The organism is Saccharothrix hoggarensis (genome assembly GCF_052936025.1).
In genome coordinates, this window is record NZ_CP193624.1 from 4,355,701 (window position 1) to 4,379,022 (window position 23,322).

The 23,322-nt window shown below is 70.3% G+C and carries 19 protein-coding genes and 1 pseudogene; 8 read left to right on the forward strand and 12 right to left on the reverse strand.

Annotated features, from left to right (window positions below; all coding sequences use genetic code 11):
• Positions 1-230: 230 nt before the first annotated feature.
• Positions 231-528, reverse strand: a pseudogene (locus tag ACRAKH_RS19690) (S1 family peptidase); the annotation flags it as partial.
• Positions 529-692: 164 nt separating this feature from the next.
• Here ACRAKH_RS19690 and ACRAKH_RS19695 point away from each other — a divergent pair.
• Positions 693-1,085: an OsmC family protein gene (locus tag ACRAKH_RS19695; RefSeq protein ID WP_380720303.1), complete on the forward strand. Its 393-nt coding sequence runs from the start codon at positions 693-695 to the stop codon at positions 1,083-1,085.
• 39 nt (positions 1,086-1,124) lie between these two features.
• Here ACRAKH_RS19695 and ACRAKH_RS19700 read toward each other — a convergent pair whose 3' ends face one another.
• A complete protein-coding gene (locus ACRAKH_RS19700) occupies positions 1,125-2,219 on the reverse strand; it encodes a DmpA family aminopeptidase (protein WP_380720300.1) in 1,095 nt (364 codons plus the stop codon).
• A gap of 658 nt (positions 2,220-2,877) precedes the next feature.
• Here ACRAKH_RS19700 and ACRAKH_RS19705 point away from each other — a divergent pair.
• Together ACRAKH_RS19705 and ACRAKH_RS19710 are read left to right on the forward strand one after the other, a co-directional pair.
• A complete protein-coding gene (locus ACRAKH_RS19705) occupies positions 2,878-3,420 on the forward strand; it encodes a C40 family peptidase (RefSeq protein WP_380720297.1) in 543 nt (180 codons plus the stop codon).
• Between the two features lie 124 nt (positions 3,421-3,544).
• Complete coding sequence (locus ACRAKH_RS19710) at positions 3,545-4,045, forward strand: hypothetical protein (protein WP_380720294.1); 501 nt, start codon at positions 3,545-3,547, stop codon at positions 4,043-4,045.
• 253 nt (positions 4,046-4,298) lie between these two features.
• Here the strand turns inward: ACRAKH_RS19710 and ACRAKH_RS19715 are convergent, their stop codons facing one another.
• On the reverse strand, positions 4,299-5,417 hold the full coding sequence (locus ACRAKH_RS19715; protein ID WP_380720291.1) for a carboxylate-amine ligase: 1,119 nt from the start codon (positions 5,415-5,417) through the stop codon (positions 4,299-4,301).
• A gap of 555 nt (positions 5,418-5,972) precedes the next feature.
• On the opposite strand from ACRAKH_RS19715, the gene ACRAKH_RS19720 reads away from it, so the two are divergent.
• Both ACRAKH_RS19720 and ACRAKH_RS19725 read left to right on the forward strand, forming a co-directional pair.
• Positions 5,973-6,716 carry an ANTAR domain-containing response regulator gene (locus tag ACRAKH_RS19720; protein ID WP_380720288.1) on the forward strand — a complete coding sequence of 248 codons (744 nt, stop codon included), beginning with the start codon at positions 5,973-5,975 and terminating at the stop codon, positions 6,714-6,716.
• 62 nt (positions 6,717-6,778) lie between these two features.
• Positions 6,779-7,399 (forward strand): Orn/Lys/Arg family decarboxylase, encoded by a 621-nt coding sequence (locus ACRAKH_RS19725; protein ID WP_380720285.1) that lies wholly within the window; start codon positions 6,779-6,781, stop codon positions 7,397-7,399.
• Between the two features lie 105 nt (positions 7,400-7,504).
• Here ACRAKH_RS19725 and ACRAKH_RS19730 read toward each other — a convergent pair whose 3' ends face one another.
• The 9 genes from ACRAKH_RS19730 to ACRAKH_RS19770 all read right to left on the reverse strand — a co-directional run bounded on the left by ACRAKH_RS19730 (position 7,505) and on the right by ACRAKH_RS19770 (position 17,731).
• A complete protein-coding gene (locus ACRAKH_RS19730; RefSeq protein ID WP_380720282.1) occupies positions 7,505-8,170 on the reverse strand; it encodes a lytic polysaccharide monooxygenase in 666 nt (221 codons plus the stop codon).
• A 319-nt stretch (positions 8,171-8,489) separates the two neighbouring features.
• Positions 8,490-8,969 (reverse strand): DoxX family membrane protein, encoded by a 480-nt coding sequence (locus tag ACRAKH_RS19735; RefSeq protein WP_380720280.1) that lies wholly within the window; start codon positions 8,967-8,969, stop codon positions 8,490-8,492.
• Positions 8,966-9,391, reverse strand: coding sequence for a hypothetical protein (locus tag ACRAKH_RS19740; protein WP_380720278.1), 426 nt, complete (start codon positions 9,389-9,391; stop codon positions 8,966-8,968). The genes ACRAKH_RS19735 and ACRAKH_RS19740 overlap by 4 nt, the downstream gene beginning before the upstream one ends.
• 64 nt (positions 9,392-9,455) lie before the next feature.
• A complete protein-coding gene (locus ACRAKH_RS19745) occupies positions 9,456-10,163 on the reverse strand; it encodes a hypothetical protein (RefSeq protein ID WP_380720275.1) in 708 nt (235 codons plus the stop codon).
• Between the two features lie 302 nt (positions 10,164-10,465).
• A complete protein-coding gene (locus ACRAKH_RS19750) occupies positions 10,466-12,760 on the reverse strand; it encodes a family 49 glycosyl hydrolase (RefSeq protein WP_380720273.1) in 2,295 nt (764 codons plus the stop codon).
• Between the two features lie 53 nt (positions 12,761-12,813).
• The gene (locus tag ACRAKH_RS19755) at positions 12,814-14,541 is read right to left on the reverse strand and encodes a glycoside hydrolase family 13 protein (protein ID WP_380720271.1); all 1,728 of its coding nucleotides are present in this window, start codon (positions 14,539-14,541) and stop codon (positions 12,814-12,816) included.
• A gap of 19 nt (positions 14,542-14,560) precedes the next feature.
• Positions 14,561-15,466 (reverse strand): carbohydrate ABC transporter permease, encoded by a 906-nt coding sequence (locus ACRAKH_RS19760; protein ID WP_380720268.1) that lies wholly within the window; start codon positions 15,464-15,466, stop codon positions 14,561-14,563.
• On the reverse strand, positions 15,453-16,427 hold the full coding sequence (locus ACRAKH_RS19765; protein ID WP_380720265.1) for a carbohydrate ABC transporter permease: 975 nt from the start codon (positions 16,425-16,427) through the stop codon (positions 15,453-15,455). The genes ACRAKH_RS19760 and ACRAKH_RS19765 overlap by 14 nt, the downstream gene beginning before the upstream one ends.
• 23 nt (positions 16,428-16,450) lie before the next feature.
• Positions 16,451-17,731 carry an ABC transporter substrate-binding protein gene (locus ACRAKH_RS19770; RefSeq protein ID WP_380720262.1) on the reverse strand — a complete coding sequence of 427 codons (1,281 nt, stop codon included), beginning with the start codon at positions 17,729-17,731 and terminating at the stop codon, positions 16,451-16,453.
• A 192-nt stretch (positions 17,732-17,923) separates the two neighbouring features.
• Between ACRAKH_RS19770 and ACRAKH_RS19775 the strand changes: the two genes are divergently transcribed.
• The 3 genes from ACRAKH_RS19775 (at position 17,924) to ACRAKH_RS19785 (ending at position 23,175) form a co-directional block, all read left to right on the forward strand.
• Complete coding sequence (locus ACRAKH_RS19775; protein ID WP_380720260.1) at positions 17,924-19,084, forward strand: ROK family protein; 1,161 nt, start codon at positions 17,924-17,926, stop codon at positions 19,082-19,084.
• A gap of 89 nt (positions 19,085-19,173) precedes the next feature.
• Positions 19,174-22,326: a glucan 1,4-alpha-glucosidase gene (locus tag ACRAKH_RS19780; protein ID WP_380720257.1), complete on the forward strand. Its 3,153-nt coding sequence runs from the start codon at positions 19,174-19,176 to the stop codon at positions 22,324-22,326.
• A gap of 258 nt (positions 22,327-22,584) precedes the next feature.
• Positions 22,585-23,175, forward strand: a complete 591-nt coding sequence (locus ACRAKH_RS19785) for a hypothetical protein (protein ID WP_380720254.1) — start codon at positions 22,585-22,587, stop codon at positions 23,173-23,175.
• The last annotated feature ends 147 nt before the right edge of the window (positions 23,176-23,322 follow it).

The following is a 23,322-nucleotide window of genomic DNA, read 5'->3' on the forward strand; positions in this document are numbered from 1 at the left end:
CCGCCGCCTCCACCAGCGGCCGCTGCGCGCGGGACCGATCGGCCGCGGCGACGGGGGGTGCTCCGGTGTCCGCGTGGACCACCAGCCCGGCGGGTGCGATGACGACGGCCGCGGCGCACAGGACCGCGGCGGTCAGGGACGTTGTTCGTTTGGTGTGCTTCACCGTGTTCCTCCTGCAGGGTGGGAGCCCGCTGCCGCGGTCGACCGCGACAGCGGGTCGAAACCGGGAATCACGCGGTGAGCAGGGTCAAGCCGTAGGTGGACAGGATCTCGTTCACCGGCTGGAACCAGGTCCGGCCGCCGGACGAGCAGTTGCCGTAGCCGCCGGAGGTCACGCCCTGGGCCTGGTCGCCGGTGATGAACGAGCCGCCCGAGTCACCACCCTCGGCGCACACGCTGGTGCCCGCCATCTGGTGCACGTCGCCCGTGCGCGTAGTGGATCGTCTCGTTGCGGGTCTGGATCATCCCGCAGTGCCAGCGGGTGGTCGAGCCCGAACGGCACACCGAGGTGCCGACCGGACCGGACCATCCGCACGCCGACTCCCACCACTCGGGGCCTCCCGTCGGGATACCGCACGACAGGTGGCGCCCACCTCGGACACGGCAGTGTGACCGGCCGAGGCCGCGCGGTTCGCCGACGCGAGGCGGGCTACCCGTCGGCAACGGTGACCACGGTCGAGGGACGGGTGGACATGACGAAGCTCTACAGCACCGCGGCGGTGTCCCGGGACGGTCGCGTCGAGGTTGACGGCGCCGAGCCCACCGCACTGGCCGTCACCCAGCCGGCCGAACTGGGCGGCAGCGGTGGCGGCTGGAACCCGGAAGGCCTGTTCGCGGCAGCCCTGGCCACCTGCGTGCACCAGAGCCTGGTGCTGCTCGCCTCGTCCGGCGGGCACGACACGCACGGGAGCGCCGTGCGCGCGGAGGTGTCGCTGAGCGAGCACGGCGCGCAGCAGTACGAGATCAACGCCCGCCTGTTCGTGGAACTGCCCAACGTCGCGGATGCCGAGCAGCGCCGCACCCTGGTGGACCAGGCCGCACAGCACTGCCCGCTGGCCGACGGATGGGAGGTGTCCCTCGCCTGACCTCCGCTGGCCGAGGACCAGGATGGGACTTCGACCGATTCACCGGTCGAGTGCCGCGAGCAGCATGGTGTGCGGCAAGGCATGGGCCACCACTCCGTCGCGGCCGACCGTCGTCCGCGCGGACACCAGGGCGTTGAGGATCGCTTCCTCGACCGACTCCACGACCGCGTCGAACAGCGGACCGATGTGGTTGTCGGACAGCATCGTCACCCGCTGTTCGCGCGGCACGTCCACGCCCAACCCACCGGCTTCGACGCGGTTGGCGACGCTGAACGCGATCACCAGGTCGCCGCTGGTCGGTTCACCGGTGCCGCCCGTGCGCGCGATGCCGAAAGCCGCGCGTTGGGCCAGTCGATCGCATTGGTGCGGCAGGAGGGGCGCGTCGGTGGCGACCACGACGATGATCGATCCGGCGCCCGGCACGGGAACTGCCGGTCCAGGTGGAGCGGGGAGGGGCACCTCCTGCGCGCCGATGAGGCGGCCCACCGGCACACCGTTGACGGTGAAGCGTTCGCGCCGGCCGTGGTTCGCCTGGACCAGGACGCCGACCGCGTGTCCGTCGACCATGCGGGACGCCGTGCCAATGCCGCCCTTGAAGCCGTGGCAGACCATGCCGGTACCGGAGCCGACGGCGCCTTCGGCGACCGGGCCACCGGTGGCGTCGGCGAGTGCGTCGTGCAGGTGCTCGGGCCGGACGTGGAAGCCGTTGATGTCGTTGAGCAGCCCGTCCCACGTCTCTCCCACCACGGGCAGGCACCAGTAGAGCTCGTCCGGTCCTCTCGTGGCGACCTCGGCGGCAACGAGCGCGTCACGCACGACACCGACGCTGTGGGTGTTGGTGAGCCCGATCGGTGACGTCAGCGTGCCGGACTCGCGCACCCACTCCAGGCCCGTCAGCTCGCCGTTGCCGTTGAGACGGTGGCACCCCGCGAAGACGGGCCTCCTGCCCAGCGACCCGTCCGCCGGCACGACCACGGTGACGCCGGTGCGCACCGGGCCGAACCCCTGCCGGAGACGCCCGTCGCCGCTGATCAGCGTGCGGTGCCCGACCTTCACGCCGGGCACGTCGGTGATCGCGTTGAACGGGCCCGGCTCACCGACCCCGACGCTGATACCCAGATCCCGAGCGCGCACCACACCTCCAGCGTTCGACGGACACCGCACCTCACTTTGCACAGCAAAGCCGCAGGAGCACAAGCGGACCACCCGGGAGACCCCGCCGATCGACCCGATGGCCCTGACGCCTGAGCGCTCCACGTGAGAACCCTTGATCGAGACGAAGCAACCATATCAATCCAGACTCGGTTAATTGTCAACCAGCGCGTCTACCTGCACTTCCGTCCGGGTGCCGTAGCGCCAAGTCGATCCGAGCCACTAGAAACACCCCCATGACTTTGCACGACAAAGTTTGACCGAAAGCACCGCACTCCGGTCCGCTCGCCCACCCCGGAAGGGACGCAGTCGATGACCGAACCCGCCCGAGCGGCACGCCGTCGCGTCGCGACGGTGTCGTTGGTGCTGGTCGCTGCGCTGGTGACGCCATCGCACGCGACGGCGTCACCAGCCCCGACGGAGGCCACGCCCTCGGCGGCGGTCCGTTCGTCCATGACGGACACGGCCAAGGCCTGACCTCGGGCATCAACAACCCCTGCGGCACCTCCGGCCCGACCGACACCTTCCACCAGCCGCTCAACAAAGCCCTCAACGCCTACGACCTCCGCCTGGTCACCGGCTAGGACGCCGGCTCGGGCGGGTCATGTCCACCAGCACCTCCAACCCTCGGGAGTCCCCCGTGAAGCGATCCTCCGCACGCCGCGCCATCGTGGGCGCCGCCGTCGCCCTGCTCACCGCCGCCGGCCTCGCCACACCCGCCTCGGCGACCACCGAGCCGGACCTCACCGCCCAGGCCTCGGCCGTGCGCAACGCCGTCGTCGACGCCGCCAAGTCCTACCTGGGCCTGCCCTACCGGTACGCGACCGGCTGGACCTGCTCGCGCCAGGCGATGGACTGCGAGTGCTTCAACCGCAACGCGATCTGGGACGGCACCGCGCGGGTGACCGGGCGCGGCCTCCAGCTCAACTACTGGCTGCAGGGCCAGATCAACCAGGGCAGGCTCACCACCACCCCCCGCCCCGGCGACCTCGTGTTCTGGGACACCGACCCCCACGACGGCATCCCCTACGGCGGCGACTACGACCACACCGGCATCTACATCGGCGGCACCACCGTCATCGACGCCAACGCCGTCGCCGGACGCGTCCGCTACGACAGCACGACGTTGGGCGGCTCCTACCGGCCCATCTACGTCGACGTCCTGGCCCCCAACGGCTACTGACCACGAGGTCCCGCGCGTCACGCCGAACGCCGACCGATCGCCACATCGAATCCCACGGGGCGGCTTCCCCGCCTCCCGATGCCAGGCGAACGCCACTACGACGCACGACGCCTCCGGAGGTCGCATGTACAGGACAGGCACCGTTCTCGCCGCCGTCGCCGCTCTTGTGATCGTCTCGACCACAGCGAGCGTCGCCCAGGCCGACCCGCTCCACACGACCGGACTCGACGCCGTCACCGAGCAGACGATCACCCTCGACACGAGGTCGGTCACCGCCGCGGAACCGGCGGACGACGCCGACTCCGGTGACGAGGTGACGGCCCAGGGCCGTTACGGCAGCACGTTCCCCAGGGACTCCGACGGCCACGTGCCGGAGTACTTCGGCAGCTACACGGGCTGCTCCGACGGCGTCATCGGCCGCGCGACCTACACCCGCAGCGGCGGCGTCACCAAGTGGACGATCCGCTACGACACCTGCGAGATGCGCCGACTCGGCGCCGGCGACAACGACTGGACGCGCCTCAAGGCCCACGAACGGGCGCACACCCGCGGCTGGGGCCACTGGGAGGCTCCCCAGTCGGACAACCCCGCCTACTACCCGAAGGTCCGGATCTGCGGCTGCTGACCCACCCATCGCGGATCAGTTCGCGCACACGCCACCGGCCTGCGCACCGCCATGATCACGGCGTGCGGGTCGCGGTTGCCCACGGGAACCGCGACCCGCACACGCCACGTGACGCACGACCCACCGGGCGGCGGCCAACCGAACCGGGATATCTCGGCGCCCGTCGCCGTTGACGCCGAGTGTGGCCGCCAACGGAGTCCTCGACGCAACTCGGCGCACGTACGGCGGGGGAAGCGCTTTTCACCCGAGGTCGTCAGGCGACGTTGTCCGGTGACCTGTCGTGCTCGGCCCGCTGGGCGACCAGTGCCACGACGTCGGTCACTGCGCGGTCGCGGCGGAAGGCACGTCGCTGCCGGCTCGCACCGTTGCCGTTAGTGATCAACTCGTCCACGAGGGTCTTCACGGCCTGCAGTTCGCCTGTCATGGCCAGCGCGGGTTCGACGTGGCGCAGCAGGCGGTGCAACAGGTCGACGGCCGGAACGGGGCGGATGGTGTCCAGGTCGACGCCCACCCCGTCCAGGCCGTCACGCGCGGCGCGCCAGTACGCCATGCGCAGCGCGTCGTCACCGACGCGAGGTGCTTCGACACCGTCCTGAATGGACTGCAACGACGTCATGACCAGCGCTCGCACCAGGGCGGCGAACAGCACCGCTTCATCCACAGTGGACTGGACGTCGCTCACCCGGACCTCCACGGTGGGCAGGTGGGAGGAGGGGCGGACGTCCCAGTAGACCATCTTCTCGTCGAGCACGCTGCCGGAACCGACGGCCATGTCCACGACGGCCTCGTAGTGCGCGAGCGACTCGAAGTACGGCGGGGCGCCGGCGCACGGCCAGCGGCCGACGATCACCGACCGCCAACTGGCGTAGTCGGTGTCGACGCCGTGGTTGATCGGCGAGTTCGCGGTGAGCGCCAGCAGCACGGGAAGCCACGGCCGGACGTGGTTGCAGACCTGGACCGCGGTCTCCCGGTCGGGCACCTCGACGTGGACGTGGCACCCGCACACGACGTTCTCGGGCGCGAGCTGCCCGTACGCGTTGTTGATCCTGTGGTACCGCGGGTCGTCGGTGATCGGCGGTCCCGGTGCGTCATCGGCCGGGGCGGTGCCCACGGCGAGCAGCGTGCCGCCGCACCGCGACGCCGCCTCGGCGGCGGTGGAGCGCAGGAACGTCAGCTGCTCGCGCACCTCCGCCAGGGTCCGGCACACCGGCGTGTTGATCTCCACCTGCGCCCTGGTCAGCTCCAGCTCCAGCGCACCGCCCAGATCACCGGCCACCTCGACGACGTGGGCGCTGATCGGGAGCAGGTGCCCGGTGGACGCGTCCGCCAACAGGAATTCCTCCTCCACGCCGACTGTCGGCACACCGGGCATTTCCGGATCCGCAGACCACAGCACAGGGGAAAACGACGCCATCGCCAGCCTCGCTCACAGTTTGATCACCGCCCGGTCGGGACCGAGGGTTACCCGCAGTCACCTTCTGCAAACCGATGGCCCATTCGGACCACGGACGGGTGGTCGGTCGACCCATAAGCCACATTCCCGACATCGGATCGTGCTTTGGTCTACTCCGCGCGCGGGTGGCGGGAAGCTCGCGCAAGCGCATCTCGGCCTGCGTCTCCATCGCCGCCGGCGATGCCCCGCACCGCGCCTCCGCCATGCCGCCCCGCCCGAAGCGAAGGACGCCCTGCGCCATTCGCAGCAACCCGGGCACACCTACCGCGCGGCGACCGGCCCACCGACGGAGTTTCCTCCCGTACCGACTTGGATATGGACACGATTGTCGTCCCCCACGCGCGATGGCCGGGACCTTCGCTACGCCGACCTTCAGGGACGGGGTTCGAGGTCGGCGTGGTTATCTGTGCGCGCACGCGCCGCACCTGCGCAGGTCGCGCGTGCTCGTTGGTCCCGGAGGAACGAGGTGGAACGATGGCTGGACCGGCTGAAGGCCGCGCGGACGAGGTGATCCAGCGGCTTGACGACGTCACCGCCGCGTTGACGGGCCTGTCGGACGTCCTGGACCAGGAGGAGGACCTGTCGGTCGTCATGGACCGGGTGTGCCGGCAGGTCGTGGGCGCGATCCCCGGCGCCGACCTGGCCAGCGTGACGGTGCTGCGCGACGGCACCCCGGAATCCCTCGCCTGGACCGACCAGCAGACCCTCGCCGTGGACCACGCCCAGTACGGGGCCGGCGAAGGTCCGTGCCTGGAGGCGGCCGAGTCCCGGCAGGTGCAGCGCGTGGCGGTGGCGGAGGCGGTCGACCGCTGGCCGGCGTTCGCCGAGGCGGCGGCAGGCCTGGGAATCCACAGCTACCTGTCGGCGCCGTTGTTCATCGACGACGAGTACCACGGTTCCCTCAACCTCTACAGCACGCAGAAGCACGGCTTCCAGGAACTCGACGCCGCCCTGCTGGAGCTGTACACCACCGCGATCGAGGCGGCCCTGCGCAACGCCCGCCGCCACCTGCGGGCCCGCCGGCAGGTGACCCAGCTGCGCGAGGCGCTGACCTCGCGGGCCGTCATCGACCAGGCCAAGGGCATCGTGATGGCGGTCCACCGCATCTCCGCCGAGCAGGCGTTCACGATGCTGGTGGAGCGGTCGCAGCGGGAGAACCGCAAGCTGCGCGACCTGGCCCAGCACTTCGTCGACGAGACCACCCGCCCCGCTGACTGAACGCCCGCCGCCTCGACCGGGTCTGGCCGGCCCGGTCAGGCCGCGGTTCCGGGCTGCCGGTGGTGGGCGGTGTCGCGCGTCAGGACGGCCACCACGTCCTCGCGATCGACGACCTGCCCGGGCTGCGCGTCATGGGCGAGGCCGAGTTCACCGGCCCCGGCCTGGCCGTGACGCTGGACCCGCTCAAGATGGTCGTCGACGTGAGCGAGCTGGGCATCAGCGGCTACCAGGCCGCCGACTGGCTGCGCGAGCACCAGCGCGTCACCGTCGGCCTGTCCGACCACCGCCGCCTCGTCGCCCAGCTCACCCACGCCGACGACCACCGCACCGCCGCCGTCCTGCTCGACGCGCTGGGTGCGCTGGTCAAGACGGCCGACGAGCTGCCCGCGCCCAAGCCGGTCGACCTGCCGTCACCGGACGAACTCCAGCTGGAAACGGCGATGCTCCCCCGCGACGCCTTCTTCGCCGAGGTCGAGCAGGTCGACGCGGCGCGGGCGGTCGGGCGGATCAGCGCCGAGATGGTCACCCCCTACCCGCCCGGGGCGCCCGCCGTGCTGCCGGGCGAGGTGATCACCCGGGAGGTGGTCCAGTACGTGCGCAGCGGCCTGGCCGCCGGCATGCAGTTGCCGGACCCGTCCGACCCCGAGCTGAACACCTTCCGGGTGGTGGTGGACAAGCGGTGACGGTGGCGAGGTCGGGCCGGGGGACGTCTCCGGATGCCACGTCGTGCGGGTCCAGAACGACGGCGGCGCCGTCCCGGTCATCGCGGGACGGCGCCGTTCCGGCGGTCAGCCGAAGTCGATGTCACTGCACAGGAAGTACTTCTGGTCCATGTGCGACGCCTTCCAGATCGTGACGAGGACGTGCCGCCCGCTGTAGCCGGAGGTGGACACGTCGGTCTTGTACTCGAACTGGGAGCCGTACCGGCCGGTCTTCTTGACGAAGTCCAGGTCGTCCCAGCCGATCAGGGAGTTCGTGGGGTCGAAGCCCTGCTTGGTGATGTAGATCTTGAGGTAGTCGGCGCCGTGCCGCGCCACGTCCTGCACCGTGACGGGGAAGCTGCTGCCGACCCGGGTGGTCCTCCACGGGCCGGGGTTGTCCATCGGCGCGTAGCGCCCGCCCTCGGCCCGCCCGGCGCTGCAGATCTGGCCGTCCGGGACGGCGCTCTCGATGTTCTCGCCCAGGTTGTTGGCGTACAGGGCGTTCCAGTTCCACATGGCGTCGGGGCTCTGGTGCCAGGCCAGGTAGCACATGAAGTCCTGCTCCTGCATGCCCGGCGCGTCCGGGCCGTTCCAGCGGGTGGCGCAGCCGTAGTTGCGGGTCGGCGGGTCGACGACGGTGCCGTGGGCCGAGGCGCGGGCCGGCTGGAAGGCCAGCGCCGAGGCGATGAGGGACAGCAGGAGCGCGAGGTGCAGGGCGGTCCGGCGTCGGTTGGTCGGTAATGCGGTGTGCATGCGGGTGTCCTCCGTGTGTGAGGTGGCGCCGGCGGCGGGATGCCGCTCGGCGGACGTTCGTCCGGGATGTCCGCGGGGTGGTGGTCGGGCGGTGGCGTCGCCGGTGTCGACGACGCCACCGCTTCCGCACGAGCGGGACCAGCCGGCCGCCACCGAGCGGTCCCGCTCACCCCCGACGCGGCCGGGCCGCGCGGGGGCGTCCTGGAGGTATCGGCTGCCAGGTGGTCGAAGGCGTCTTGGCGCTTATCCGCAGGTCAGCGGCAGTGGGCGGATCGGCGGAGGTGAACGTCGTGATGTGGCTTGCGGACCGGGCCGACGTTCATCCGGCGGGTCGGCGCACCGGCTCTCGCGGGGCGGTGGTCGACCGGTCCCCCGGCCGGTGGGTCGTCCCGCGCGCGGTGGTCCGGGGCTGCTGCCCCGCGCCCGTGGACATGAGCACCAGGCACGCGGTGATCAGGACGAGGTTCTTGACGACGAACTCGCCCTCGGTGGTGAGCAGCAGCGGGTTGCCCGCCTGGAACGCCGCCTGCGGCTGGACCACCAGCACCAGGAAGGTCCCCAGGAGGTGGGCCAGGGCGACCGCCGCGACCCAGCGCAGCCGGCGGCCGAGCCAGAGCGCCGCGCCGAGCACGACCTCCGCCGATCCCAGCGAGACCAGCAGCACGTCGCGGTCCAGCCACGGCACGGTGCGGGCGACCAGGTCGGCCACCGGTGTCACGTCGGCGACCTTGAGGGCGCCGAACCACACGAACACCAGGCCCAGCGAGCCGCGCAGCAGCGTCACCGCGCGGGCGGTCACGGTGCACCGCACGTGGTGGTGTCGACCGGGTCGACGCGCCAGCGCCCGTCGTGCAGGCGCAGCAGGTGCTCGCCGGTGCGCTCGCCGTGCCGCCAGGCGACCCGGGCGAGGTCCGGCCCATTGGGGACGACGCCGAGCACCTCGTACGGGACCCCGGGTTCGCACTGCGCGAGCCGATCGACGAACACCTCACGCGGATCGCGCTGCTGTGCGTCGGTGGTCCACATGGCCCACGCGGTGGCCGGGTCACCGCCCGAGAGCAGGCCGAGGTACGTCGTGGCGACCCCGCGCAGTCGCGCGGCCTCCTCCGCCGTCATGGAGTGGTGGTGGTGGTGGTGCTGGTGGTCGGGTTCGGTGGACGCGCATCCGGCGACGACCGCGACCGTCAGGGCAAGGTGGGCAAGGTGGGCAAGGGTTCTCATCTGGACCTCCCGGGGTGGCCGGGCAGCGGCCCCGCGTCGTTGCGGGACCGCCACCCACCTGGCGTCAGTTGCCCAGGCGCTTGGTGCCGTACTGGGAGATCCAGTGGTTGCCGCCGACGTTCATGTCCGCCAGGACCTCGACGGAGTCACGCGTCGCCTCCAGGCTCATCGAGCCCTGGTTGGAGCCGGCCAGCTCGTAGGTCCACGTCTGCCCGACCGGGATGGTGCGGTCCGCCAGCGGCACGTCGTGGAAGCCGAACCGGATGACGTAGTGCGACTCGCCGTTGCCGCGCGGGACCTCGACGTAGTCCTGCTGCGGGTGCCCGTACTGCACGGACGCCCGGTAGTGGTGGTCCACCGAGCCCGACGGCGCGCGGAACTTCAGCACCAGGCAGTCGGTGTGCACGGGTGCGCTGCCGGTGTTGGTGAAGATGAGCTTCCGGTTGCCGTAGAAGGTGCCGCCGTCGAGCTGGACCTTGACCGACAGGCCGACGTTGCTCTTGAAGCTGGTGGTCAGCGGCTCGTCGAGGACCGGGTTGCGGCCGGGCACGGTGTAGTCGGTGCCGCGGCGGCACCGCTCCAGGGGTGAGCCGTCCACCGAGGTGGGACCGTCCGGGTACTGCTGGCCGTGAGCCGCCGGTCCCGCGCTCACGGGGGACGTGACCGCGACGACGTTCGCGCTCGCGGGCAGCGAGGACGCGACGAACGCCGCGGACAGGGCGAGACCGGCGACTCCGGTGGCGGACCAGGCCGTCTTGACCGACTTCTTCATGGGTGTGCCTCCGTCAGGATCGGAAGGAAGCACCGGGGGAAATGTGTCCCGCCGGGGCTGGAACACCGTGGCGGCGGCTCCTTCAGATTAGTGAGACGAGCTTTTTGCTGTCAATGAACAACAACAGCGTTACTCGATCAGACCAATAGGAATGTCCACTGTGGATGTTGAGAACGAAGATCTCTACATGGCAACGGTTCGACGGCGGTCCGTCTGTCCACGACGGAACGCTGGTGCACAGTGGACGAGAACACGGAAGGTGGCCGCCGGCCGGGTGGATGACGGCCACCACGGGCCGTTCGTCAGCCGGAGAAGGTCCACTTCTGGCTGTTCCACGTGCCGCAGTCCCACAGGTGCAGGCGCGCGCCGTTGGCGGTGCTCTGGGCTTCGACGTCCAGGCAGCGGCCGGACTTGAGGTTCTTCAGGGTGCCGTTCGACTCGAAGGTCCACTTCTGGCTGTCCCAGGTGCCGCAGTCCCACAGGTGGGCCTTGGTGCCGTTGGCCGTGGCCCCGCCTTCGACGTCCAGGCACTTGCCGCCGGACTTCAGCTGCTGCCCGTCGAGCACCCAGGTCATGGAGGGCGCGTCGGCGCAGGTCCACTGCTGGACGGCCGTCCCGTTGGCCGTGCCGCCGCCCGCGCGGTCGACGCACTTGGCGCTCGCCCCGTTGACGATCCGGCGGCCGGTGACCGGGTCCGGGTTGGTGCCGCCCGGGCCCCAGGCGTTCCAGTTGTCCCAGGTCTCGGCGTCGAAGCCGATCCGGCCGAGCTGGTCCGCGGACCAGTTCGTGCCGGCCTTGTTGATCACGGTGCCGCCGACGGTGTAGTTCTCCAGCTTCAGGCCGCGGCTGTCACGCGTCTCGTTGCCCAGGGTGACCTTCTGCCCGCTGCTGTTGCTGTACCGCTTGAGGAGGCTGACCTGGGAGGAGGCGTCGAGGTGGTTCCAGGCGTCGATCTTGAGGTTCTTGACGTGGACGTTCTCGGTGCTGGACAGCGCGAAGACGCGGATCGCGCAGTTGGTCATGCCCTCGACGGTGATGTTCTCGAAGGTCATGTTCCGCACCCACGTGCCGGGGTTCGCCGTGGTGGTCGACCCCATGTTCTCCCAGTGCGAGGAGGAGTTGAGGATGCAGGTGTTGTACTTGACGTCCTTCCAGTACATCCGGTTGTGGATGACGTGTGTGTTGGCGACGCGCACGTTGTCGATGTTGCGCGGGGTCCAGCCCCACTGGATGACGGGACCGTTCTCGTTCTTCCAGACGACGGTGTTGTCGATGCTGACGTCGCTGTGGTACATCTTCAGCACGTCGTCGTTGGCGTTGAAGAACGTGTTCTTCATGGTGCTGCCGCGGTAGAGCTCGATGCCGTCGGTCTGCCAGTACCAGGAGCCGACCTGCTTGTAGTTCTCGACCCGCATGCTGAACGTCTGCTCGTCGCCGTAGACGACGAACGAGTGGTACGGCGGTTCGTTGATGGTCACGCCCTGAAGGTCCAGGTGCTGCTGCCGGCTCTGGGCCGACTGGAACTGCAGCATCTTCACGCAGGTGGCGTGGCAGTTGGACGCGCCGGAGAGGTGGTCGTAGTTGTTGGCGGTGTCGGCCTCGTAGACGTACTGCTCACCGGAGAGCACGCCGTACCCGGTCACCTTGTACAGGCCCTGGCTGTCGTCGGGGAACCGGATGGCCCCCTTCACGTACGCCCCGGGCGCCAGGTAGACCCACTTGACCTGCTTGGGCAGCAGCGCGTGGTACTTCGAGGTCATGTAGTAGGTGCCGGGCCGGAAGTACACGATCTCCTCGCTGATCGTGTTCAGGTTGGTGACCTGTCCCTGCGGCGGGTAGTAGGTGCTGCCCGACGCCGAGGTCGGGATCAGCCGGTCGCGCTCCGTCCCGGTGGGCGCCGGTTCGGCGAAGACCATCATGGAGTTGCGGGGCTCGGTGTGGATGGCGCGGTTGCCGTTGCCCGACGAGGTGGTGAGCTTGCCGGCGTCGGTGGCCGGCCCCGACATGTCGTTGTACGCCGTGTACAGCTGCGGGTCGAACTCGACGGAGAAGCGGTAGCCCGCCGCGTGGTACGGCACCTTGACGCGCACGGTGTCGCCGTCGACGAGCTGCTTGGCGAAGTTCAGGCTGCTGGGCTTGATCTTGACCTGGTCCGCCGAGGAGATGCTCTGGCCGGTGCGCAGGGAGACGTCGACCCACACGTCGGTGGCGTACTGGAAGGACGACCAGCTCATCGTGAGGTTCGCCGACGCGGAGAACTCGGCGCCGTCCTCCTTGGTGTAGCCGATCTTGCCCTTGCCGCTGCGCGGGATGCTCAGGTACGTGAACGAGTCGTACCTGGTCGCCGGCGCCGCGGCGGTGGCCACCTGGACGTCGTAGAACGACGAGCGCCTGACCTTGTCGTTCGCCACCGGGCTGCCCGTGTTGAACTCGTGGTTGTCGTGCCACCACGTCTTGAGCTGCTCGCTGTCGGCGGTGGTGGCGGCCTGGGCCGCGGGCGTCCCCAGGTCCAACCCGGCCGGCGCGACAGCGCCGACCAGGGCGAGGGCCAGACCGGCGGCGAGCGCCGCCGGTCGACTCATCCTTGCTGTGGGCATGGCGAAATCCTCTTCTCATCATTGGGAAGGGTTTGCGTCGTGCTACCGCGGCCCTACTTCATGAACACGTGTGCGGACCACGGTTCCATGGAGATCCGGCCGCTCACGACCGAAGGCGCGTCGACATTGGACAGAGCCAGGTCGGCGGCTGACCAATCACCGTCCAGGGCGGCGATCTGCGATGTGCCGCTGAGGTTGGCCACGACGAGCAGTCGGTCGTCGTTCAGGGTTCGCTCGTATGCGTAGAGGTAGGGTTCGTCGGCCAGGAGCATCCGGAAGTCGCCGTGGGCGACGACGGGGAGCTCGTGGCGCAGTGCGATGAGCCGTCGGTAGTGGTTGAAGACGGACTTCGGGTCGTCGTACTGGGCTTGGGCGTTGAGCCAGGTGTGGTTGGGGTTGACCGCGAGCCACGGTTGACCGGTGGTGAACCCGGCGTTCGGGGTGGCGTCCCACTGCACGGGCGTGCGCGCGTTGTCGCGTCCCATCGCCCGCAGTCCGCGCAACACCACGTCCGGGTCGCCGCCGCCGGCGACGGCCTCGGCGTAGTGGTTGAGCGACTCGACGTCGCGCATCTCGTGCACGCCGGCGAACGGCGCGTTGGTCATCCCCAGCTCTTCGCCCTGGTAGACGAACGGCGTGCCCCGGTGCAGGTGCAGCACGGTGGCCAGCGCCGTGGCGGACTCGCGCCAGTACCTGCCGTCGTCGCCGAAGCGCGAGACCACGCGGGGCTGGTCGTGGTTGTTCCAGTACAGGCTGTTCCAACCGACGTCGCCCAGCTCCTTCTGCCACCGGCCCAGCGAAGCCTTGAGGTCGCGCAGGTCCAGCGGTTTGGGGTCGAACTTCCCGCCCGGGCCGTGGTCGAGGGAGACGTGCTCGAACTGGAACACCATGTCCAGCTCGCGCCGCGCCGGGTCGGTGAACAGCCGGGCGTCCTCCCAGGTGACGCCGGGCATCTCCCCCACGGTCAGCAGCTCCCCCGACCGGCCCTCGAACACCTCGCGGTGCATCTCCTGGAGGAACTCGTGGATGCGCGGACCGGTGCCGTAGTGGGGGAACCCGTCACCGAGGCCGCCGACGCCGGTGGTGGCGCCGTCGGGCAGGTCGGGGTCCTTGGAGATCAGGTTGATGACGTCCATCCGGAAGCCGTCGACGCCCCGGTCCAGCCACCACCGCATCATGTCGTACACCGCCTGGCGGACCTCGGGGTTCTCCCAGTTCAGGTCCGGCTGCTGGGGCGCGAACAGGTGCAGGTAGTACTCGCCGGTCATCTCGTCCAGCGTCCACGTCGGGCCGGAGAAGAACGACTCCCAGTTCGTGGGTTCCGCGCCGGGCTGCCCTGCGTCGAACCCGTCGCGCGGCGGGCGCCACCAGTACCAGTCCCGCTTCGGGTTGTCCTGGGACGACCGCGACTCCGCGAACCACGGGTGCTCGTCCGAGGTGTGGTTGACCACCAGGTCCATCACCAGCTTCATGCCCCGCGCGTGCACCTCGGCCAGCAGGCGGTCGAAGTCCTCCAGCGTGCCGAACGCGGGGTCGATCGCCCGGTAGTCGGAGATGTCGTAGCCGTTGTCGGCGTGCGGCGAGGCGTAGACGGGCGACAGCCAGATCACGTCGACGCCCAGCCGTTCCAGGTGGTCCAGTCGGGTGATCAGGCCGGGCAGGTCGCCGACGCCGTCGCCGTTGGAGTCGGCGAAGCTGCGCGGGTAGACCTGGTAGACCACGGCCGAGGTCCACCACGGGGCGGTGTCCGCGGTTGTGGCCACCGTCTGCTCGAGAGTCATGTACGTCCTTCGTGGGGTGTTATTTGACCGCGCCGAGGTTCACGCCGCGCATGAGCGTGCGTTGGAAGAGGAGGAAGAAGACCAGCGCCGGCAGGATGCCCGCCAGCGAGGCGGCGGCCAGGGCCGTGGGGTCGCTGGTGTACTGACCGCTCAAAGCACCGAGCGCGACCGACACGGTCTGGTTGTCCGCGGAGGGCAGCAACACCAGCGGCAGGAAGAAGTCGTTCCAGGTCCAGATGAAGAAGAACGTCATCAGCACCGCCATCGTCGGCCTGGTCAGCGGCAGGACGACGAGCCGGAGCACCTGGAAGCGCGTGGCGCCGTCGAGCCGGGCGGCTTCCAGGACCTCCGGCGGGAACGTGCCCAGCACCGAGGACAGCATGTAGGTGCCGAACGCGCTCTGGAGCACGGCCAGGATGATGACGACGCCGGTCATGGTGTCGTAGAGCCCGAGGTCGCGGGTGAGCACGAACAGCGGGTACACCAGCGCTTCCTGCGGGATCGTGAACGCGAGCATGAACAGCGCGAGGATCCACACCCGGCCCCGGATGCGACCGATGCCGATCGCGAAGGCGGACAGCAGGCTCAGCGCGACCGCGATCAGGGCCACGCTGCCGCTGATCACGACGCTGTTGAGCAGCTTGCGGTTGAAGTCGACGCCGCCCCAGAAGTCGACCAGGGCGGAGAAGTCCAGCTCGGTGGGCAGCGAGACCGGACCGTTGGCGATGTAGTCCGGCGCGGGCTTGAACGCGTTGATGACCGCGATCCAGAACGGGAACAGCATCAGCAGGCCGACCCCGGCGACCAGGGTGAGCACCACCCATCCGCTGACGCTGCGCTTGCGGCGCCTGACCTTGCGCACGGCCGGCGCGGGCGGGGCCGTCGTCGGGCTCACGGCCGTCTTCTCCAGGCTATCCACGGCCATCCTCGAACCCTTCGGAGTTGCGCGTCTGGTAGCGCAGCAGCGCGACCGCGACGACCGAGATCATCAGCGCCAGCACGGACGCCACCGCGGCGCCGTAACCGACCTTGGTGGTGGTGAAGAAGTTGGAGAACGAGAAGTAGGCGGGCACGATCGTGCTGGTGCCGGGACCGCCGCGGGTGAGCACGAAGATCGGCGCGAACACCTTCAGCGCGGCCACCGAGGTGGTGATCAGCACGACCGCGATCTCCGGGCGGAGCTGGTTGAGCGTGATGGTGCGGAACTGCTGCGACCAGCTCGCGCCGTCGAGCTCGGCGGCCTCGTACAGCGCCGGGTCCACCCGGGACAGCCCGGCCATGAACACCACCACGGTGTAGCCGATCTGGAGCCAGACCAGCACGTTCATCACCGCGTAGATGGCCAGGTCGGAATCGCCGAGCCAGTTCTGCGCCAGACCGCCGAGCCCGAGGTCGCGCAGGGTGGTGTTGATGATCCCGTACTGCGGTTGGTACATCCACTTCCACAGCACGCCCGCGACCGCGATCGGCAGGATCTGCGGCAGGTAGTAGGTGGCGCGCAGGAAGCTCGCGACCTTCGACCCGAACTTCGGCGAGATGTAGCTGAACAGGACGGCCGCGACCACCACCCCGATGGCGGTCGGGAGGATCGCCATGGCCACGATGAACGCCACGCTGTGCCGGAACGAGGCCCAGAACAGCGGGTCGCCCAGCAGCCGCTGGTAGTTCTCGAACCCGATGAACACCGGGTCGCCGACGCCCCGGAAGGACGTGAGGCTGTACCAGAGGTTCATCCCGAAGGGCACGGCGACGACGGCGAGGAAGCCGACCGCTCCCGGCAGGATGTACCACCAGTAGCCGGCCCCGCGTTCGGACGTGGCCTTGCGCGCCGGACGTGGCGCGGCGGTGTGCGTGGCGCTGTGCGTGGCGGTGTTGATCGAGGACATGGCGATCCTTTCGGCCCGGCCGCTCAGGCGGACGGCTTGCCTGCGTCGTAAGCGGCCTTGATCGCCTCCACCACCTGTTGCGGGCTCGCCTCACCGCCGACGAGGTTCGTGGTGTTGGCCAGCAGCACGTCGTTCAGCCCCGCCACCGGCCAGTCGGGGTACCAGGCCAGGCCGCCGTTCTCACCGGACAGCAGCTCGGTGAACCGGTCGCCGACCAGCAGGCCCATCGCCGAGCTGGCCGAACCGGGCTCGGCCGCGACCGGCACGCCGCCCTTGTCGGCCAGGAAGTTCTGCACCTCGGGCCGCTGGGTGATCTCCAGGAAGTCGTACGCGAGGTCCTTGTTCTTGGCCTTCGCGGGCACGACCCACAGGTTGCCGCCCGAGCCGGGGTGCAGCTTGTTGCCCGGGAAGAGGAACTGACCGGTCTTGAACGTGGGCTGCTCGGCGATCTGCCCGGACCACCAGGTGCCGGAGACGAACATCGGGTACTGGCCCGCGATGAACGCGTTGCCGGCGTCCTGGGCGGGGATGCCGGTGGAGTCGGTGCTGATGTACTTGCGCTCCACCCACTGGCGCATCGTGGTGGCGGCCTTCTCCCACGCCGACCAGTCCACCTCGCCCTCGAACCGCTGGTAGGCGGCCAGGGACCGCTGGTCCATGTGCGCCAGGGCCAGCGAGTACAACAGGTGCGGGCCGGGGTAGTCGGCCGAGCCGAGCACCAACGGCGTGACGCCCTTGTCGGCGAAGGCCTTCAGCGCGTTCTCGAACTCGGCCAGGGTGGTCGGCACCTGGACGTTGTGCTGGGTGAAGAGGTCCTGGTTGTACCAGACGCCGACGTACTCGCCGTAGTTCGTGAGCCCGTACCGCTTGCCCGACCCCATGAGCCCGTTGTCGTCGTAGAGCCCGACGTCCTGGGCGGTGTTGTCGAGCTTCCAGCCGCGGGTGGCGGCGACCTCGGTCAGGTCGGTGAGCAGGCCCGCCTTGGCCACGACGCCGGCGGTGGCGTTGCCCTTCAGGTACTCCAGCACGTCGGGGGTGTCGTTGGAGTCCAGGATGAGCTGCCCGGACTGCTGCATCTGCTCGTAGGTCTTGAGCTCCTGCTTGACCGTGACGCCGGGGTGTTCCTTCTCGAAGATCGAGACGGCCTGCTTCCAGGCGGCCGACAGCGCGCTGTCGTCGGTCTCCCACCACCACACCTTGAGCGTGTTCGGGTCGCCGGAGCCACCTCCGCTCGAACACCCGGTCATCACCAGCGCCAAGGCGGCGGCCACCGCGGTGGCCAGCCGTAGGGGGTGCTTGCGCATGTCGATCCTCCAGAGTCGCGACGGCGGCGTCGCCTACCGAGGTTTTCTTTGTCGCAACATTAAGGGTGACGCGACTGTAACGCGTCAACCCGCAGCTAGTCACGTTTTCGTCACGCAGGAGGTCTTGTCAGGTAGTTTCGCGGCGGTACTATTGCGTCCCCGGATACCCCCGACCCCGACGAGGAGTGCACGGTGCTCGACGCCGCCTCACCCTGGGCGCCCCTGCTGCCCTCCGCCCGCCGCGTGACGCTGGAGGTGCTGCTCCACGGCCCGCTGGCCCGGTCGGAGCTGGCGGACCGGTTGGGCCTGTCGACGGCGAGCCTGACCCGACTCACCAAGCCGCTGATGGACGCCGGCCTCCTGCGCGAGGTGGACACACCGGGCCTGCGCGGCGGTGGCCGGCCGTTGCAGCCGCTGGACGTCGACCCGGACGTGCAGCGGTTCATCGGCATCAAGCTCGCCGGGTTCCGCGCCTACGGCGTGCTGACGAACCTGCGCGCGGACATCCTCGACAGCGCCTCCGTCGAGATCACCGAGCACGACGTCGAGGCGGTCGTGGGCAAGATCGCGGAACTGGTCGCGTCACTGGACGACCCTGGGCGTCCGGTCGCCGCCATCGGCATCGCCATCGGCGGTGTGGTCCACGAGTTCGCGCGCGTCCAGCGCGCCGTGTTCCTGCACTGGAAGGACGTCGACCTGAGCGCGGCGGTCGCGCGGGCGACCGGCAGGCCGACGGTGGTGTCCAACGACCTCGACGCCCTGCTGGAGGCCGAGCACTGGTTCGGCGACGGCCGGGACGTGGACAGCTTCGCCGTGCTCACCATCGGCGCCGGCGTCGGCGGCGGCCTGGTCATCCACGACCGCCTCGTCGGCGGCCCCGACTCCGGGCTCGGCCTGCTCGGCCACTTCCCCGTCGACCCCCTGGGCCCGATCTGCCCCGAAGGGCACCGGGGCTGCGTGAAAGCGCTGCTCACCACCGACGGCATCCAGTCGCAGGCCGCCCTCACGCTGGGACGGCCCGTCACCTACGACGAGGTGCTCGACCTCTCCGAAGCGGGCAACGCCGTCGCCGACCAGATCGTCGGCAGGGCCGCCCACGCGTTCGGCACGCTGATCGCGGCCGTCGCCAACATCGCCCAACCCGAACGGATCATCCTCACCGGCGAGGGCATCCGCCTCGCCCAGGTCGCCGAACCACGGGTGCGGGCGGCCATCGCCCAGTCACGTCACCCCGAGGCGTCGCCGATCGACCTGCGGTTCATCAACGACGACCCCACGCTCTGGGCCCGCGGCGCGGCCGCCGTGGCGATCCAGCGCACCGTGCTGGCCGTCCTGCCCCTGCGGGCCGGCTGACCACGTCCACCGTTCCGTCCCACGGCGCAGGCCGCCGTGGCGATGGCGCACGCCCGCCTCCGCCGAGGCACGCTCAACGAGGAGCACCCATGCGTCCACCCAGACCACGCGCCGCGATCGCGCTCGCCGTCGCGGCCTGCCTGCTCACCGCCCAACCCGCCACCGCCGAACCCGGGCCACCGGGGGCGCCCGGCGCGCCGGCCACCTGGACCACCGGGGACAAGGACGGCATCGGCACGTCCACCACCACCGCCTCGAAGGTCTGGTACACCCTCACCGACGGCACGCTGAGCGAGATCTACTACCCCAGCGCCGACACACCGAACTCCCGCTCGCTGGAGTTCGTCGTCACCGACGGGAAGTCGTTCGCGCAGCGGGAAACCGAGAACACCACCCGCACCGTCGCCCTGGCCGACCGGAAGTCGCTGACCTACCGGCAGACCGCCACCGACACCGCGGGACGGTGGACGCTCACCAAGACCTACGTCACCGACCCCGCGAGCGCGACCGTGCTCGTCGACGTCGACTTCCGCTCCCTCAAGGGCGCCGACCTGAAGCTGTACACCCTGTTCGACCTGCAGCTGGCCGGCGACTCCGGCCACGACACCGGCCGCGCCACCGCGGACGCGCTGACCGCCCTCGACACCCACCTGCCCGACCGCCCCGTGGCCGCCGCGCTCGTGTCCGGCACCGGCTTCGCCGCGACGTCCACCGGCTACGTCGGCACGAGCGACGGGCTGGCCGACCTCGCCTCGAACTTCACGCTGACCTCCCGCTACCCCGAGGCCGGGCCGGGCAACATCGCCCAGGTCGCCCAGCTGCCCACCGGCCGGAACGGCACCCGCACCACCCTCGCGATCGGCTTCGCGCCCGACGAACGAGCCGCGCTGACCACCGCGCGGGCGAGCCTGCACCGGCCGTTCGAGGTCACCAAGCGCTGGTACCAGCTCGGCTGGCACCTCTACACCGCCTCCCTCAAGGACGCGCCCCACCAGCTGCGCGGCGACCTGCTCGACCAGTACTGGGCCTCGGTCATGGCGGTCAAGGCGCACGAGGACAAGACGCACCCCGGCGCGTTCTCCGCGTCGCTGACCATCCCGTGGGGGCAGGCCGTCCCCGCCGACGGCGCGTCCGGCGGCGGCACCGGCTACCACTTCGTGTGGGCCCGCGACCTGTACCACCAGGTGTCCGCGCTGCTCGCCGCCGGCGACACCGCGGCCGCCCGCCGGGCCGTGGACTGGCTGTTCACCCGCCAGCAGCGCCCCGACGGCAGCTTCCCGCAGAACTCCAAGGTCGACGGCACCCCCGACCAGGGCAACGTCCAGCTCGACGAGACCGCGTTCCCGATCCTGCTGGCCTGGCAGACCCGGCGGTTCGACGCCGCGTTCTACCGCGACCACATCGCCAAGGCCGCCGACCACCTCGTCGAGGCGGGCCCCCGGACGCCGCAGGAGCGGTGGGAGGAGACCGGCGGCTACTCGCCGTCCACCCTGGCCGCCCAGATCGCCGCGCTGATCGCCGCCGCCGACATCGCCCACCGCGCCGGCGACGCCGACGGCGCGGCGCTGTACCAGGCGACCGCCGACTCCTGGCAGCGCCAGGCCGAGCGGTGGATGGTCACCACCACCGGCCCGCTGGGTGACGGCGAGTACTACCTCCGCATCTCCGGCAGCGGCGACCCCGACGACGGGGCCACCCGCACCTGGGCCAACGGCGCGGGCGTGCACCCGGAGAACGCGCTGGTCGACGCCGGGTTCCTGGAACTGGTCCGCCTCGGCGTCAAGGCACCGGACGACGCGGCCGTCGCCGGCTCGCTGCCCGAGGTCGACGCCTCGATCAAGGTGAGCACGCCCAGCGGGGAGCTGTGGAAGCGCTACACCCACGACGGCTACGGCGAGACCGCCGACGGCGCGCCGTGGACCGGGGTCGGCATCGGCCGGCCGTGGCCGCTGCTGTCCGGGGAACGCGGCGAGTACGAACTGGCCCGCGGCCGTGACGCCCTGCCGTACCTGCGCACGATGGCCGCGACCGCGAACAGCGGCCGGATGATCCCCGAGCAGGTGTGGGACCGGGCCGAGCCGACGTCGTACGGGCACGTGTTCGGCAAGGGCACCGGCTCGGCCGCGCCCCTGGCGTGGGCGATGGCGCAGTACGTGCGGCTGGCGCAGGGCATCGCCGCGGGTCGGCCGGTCGAGACGCCCGCCGTCGTGGCCGACCGCTACCGCACCGGCACCGTCGCCACCGCGGCGCTGAGCCTCGACGGTCCCGCGGACCTGTCCACCGCCGGCGGCCGGACCGTCCACGTCCACGGCACCACCGACGCCCCCAGCGTCGTCGTGGCCGTGGGCCCGGTGAAGAAGCGCGTGGCGGTCAGCGGCGGCCGGTTCGGCGCCCACGTCGAGCTGACCGGGATCGATAACACGATCAGCGTCGCGGCGGTCCGGAACGACGGCGCCACCGCGTACGAGCGGCGCACCGTGCTGTCCTACGGCGAACGCGTCGGCGGGCTCACCGACCCCACCGGCGACGACCACGGACCCGGCGCCTACGTCTACCCGACCAACAGCGCGTTCAGCCCGGACAGCTTCGACCTGACCCGGTTCGACGTGTTCCGCGACGGTGACCGGGTCCGGTTCGTCACCCGCGTGGCCGGCGCGATCACCAACCCGTGGGGCGGCAATGGCATGAGCGTGCAGCGGGTCAACGTCCTGCTGCGCGACCGCGCCCAGCCGGCCGTCACCTCCCCCGGCCTGCCGGGCACCAACACCGCGACCGCCGGCGCCTGGCAGCGGGCGGTCGTCGCCGACGGGCGCTACGCCGACCAACCGCTGTCGCTCGGCGTCTACGACCCGGCCCTGGCCAAGGTCTCCGCCGCGGAACTGCGGGTCGTGCCCGCCACCCACGACATCGTGGTGACCGTCCCCGCCTCCGCGCTCGGGCTCGACCCCGCCACCACCGGCTACCAGGTGTCGATCTACTCCAACGCCGAGCCCGGCGAGGGCATCGGCCTCGTGCGCCCGGTCTACAGCAAGGCGCACTGGGACAACGGGTTCCCGTGGACCAAGGAGTTCCGCTTCGGCGGCGGCGCGGGCGAGCAGAGCTTCGACCTGCCCAGCCGTGACACCGACACCCGCGACCCCAACGCGATCGACGTCATCACCGGTGACGCCGACCAGTCCGCCGTCCTCGACTGGACCGCGACCAGCCCGGTCGTGCTGCCGTTCGTGGATCTGCTGCCCTGAGAGAGCGGGCGCTGAAAGCAGCGGGCGCGGGCACCAGGTCTTGTGAACCGGTGCCCGCGCCCGCGTTCCACGTGCTGTCCGGATAGCTCGCGATCTTCGAGTCGATCGCAATTCACGAGCATTTCCAGACGCGCCGGAATATTCCAAGATCCCCTTTCTGTGTTTGCGATGATTTCGCGACGCCACTACACTCCACAACCTTCGGGTGCCGTTACCCGAAACGCGTTTGAGACTGTCCGCCGCCCGCACAATTATCACGTGACCGCGATGCGGTTGTTTCGCGATGACATCGGCGGCGTCGAGAGCGCAGTCCAGGGGTTGACCATGGGCCGGCGCTGCCGCCGCGGTTCCGTCCGGCCCGGACACAGGGGGGAATCAATGTTACGGATCATGGTGGCGATCGCCACCGCTGTGCTCGCCAGTGCCCTGGTGGCGCCGGTCGCGTCGGCCGCGCCGGCGGTGACTCCGCTCGATCACGGCACGTCGTCCCGGACGTTCGGCCCGGAAGTGGGTACGACGGGGGTCCAGTCCGAGCAGACGACTTGCTCGGGCACGATCAACGGCCGCGCCGCGAACTGGATCTGCGAGTACGGCGTCACCTACGCGGTCTGGCCGAGCGGGCGCGGTCACAACTTCCTGATCGGCACGAACTACGCGGTGTACAACCAGATCCAGTACGACAACGGCACGTGGTCCGCGTGGGCCAGCCTCGGCGGCACGGCCCGGAGCGGCGTGTACGCCGTGACGACCGCCTCCTCGATCACGGTCGAGGTCATCGGCACCGATGGCAACTGGTGGTGCCGGACCCTTCCCTACGGGGGCAGTTGGGGCGCCTGGCGGCGGTGCTGATCCAACGGGCGGTCGCGCCGACGGCCGACTGAGCGGAAAGCACGAGTAAAAGCGGTCCGCGGACAATGCACGACGAAGGTCCGGAAGCCGGATACCACCCGGACCTTCGTCGTGGTGGCCTGATGCTCACCGGGACGTGGAACACCT

Excerpts from the sequence above, each read along its gene's own strand:
- ACRAKH_RS19755 (WP_380720271.1), bottom strand. The coding sequence starts at position 14,541 with ATGACTCTCGAGCAGACGGTGGCCACAACCGCGGACACCGCCCCGTGG.
- ACRAKH_RS19730 (WP_380720282.1), bottom strand. The coding sequence starts at position 8,170 with ATGCACACCGCATTACCGACCAACCGACGCCGGACCGCCCTGCACCTC.
- ACRAKH_RS19765 (WP_380720265.1), bottom strand. The coding sequence starts at position 16,427 with ATGTCCTCGATCAACACCGCCACGCACAGCGCCACGCACACCGCCGCG.
- ACRAKH_RS19760 (WP_380720268.1), bottom strand. The coding sequence starts at position 15,466 with ATGGCCGTGGATAGCCTGGAGAAGACGGCCGTGAGCCCGACGACGGCC.
- ACRAKH_RS19720 (WP_380720288.1), top strand. The coding sequence starts at position 5,973 with ATGGCTGGACCGGCTGAAGGCCGCGCGGACGAGGTGATCCAGCGGCTT.
- ACRAKH_RS19770 (WP_380720262.1), bottom strand. The coding sequence starts at position 17,731 with ATGCGCAAGCACCCCCTACGGCTGGCCACCGCGGTGGCCGCCGCCTTG.
- ACRAKH_RS19710 (WP_380720294.1), top strand. The coding sequence starts at position 3,545 with ATGTACAGGACAGGCACCGTTCTCGCCGCCGTCGCCGCTCTTGTGATC.
- ACRAKH_RS19740 (WP_380720278.1), bottom strand. The coding sequence starts at position 9,391 with ATGAGAACCCTTGCCCACCTTGCCCACCTTGCCCTGACGGTCGCGGTC.
- ACRAKH_RS19695 (WP_380720303.1), top strand. The coding sequence starts at position 693 with ATGACGAAGCTCTACAGCACCGCGGCGGTGTCCCGGGACGGTCGCGTC.
- ACRAKH_RS19745 (WP_380720275.1), bottom strand. The coding sequence starts at position 10,163 with ATGAAGAAGTCGGTCAAGACGGCCTGGTCCGCCACCGGAGTCGCCGGT.
- ACRAKH_RS19780 (WP_380720257.1), top strand. The coding sequence starts at position 19,174 with ATGCGTCCACCCAGACCACGCGCCGCGATCGCGCTCGCCGTCGCGGCC.
- ACRAKH_RS19715 (WP_380720291.1), bottom strand. The coding sequence starts at position 5,417 with ATGCCCGGTGTGCCGACAGTCGGCGTGGAGGAGGAATTCCTGTTGGCG.
- ACRAKH_RS19750 (WP_380720273.1), bottom strand. The coding sequence starts at position 12,760 with ATGCCCACAGCAAGGATGAGTCGACCGGCGGCGCTCGCCGCCGGTCTG.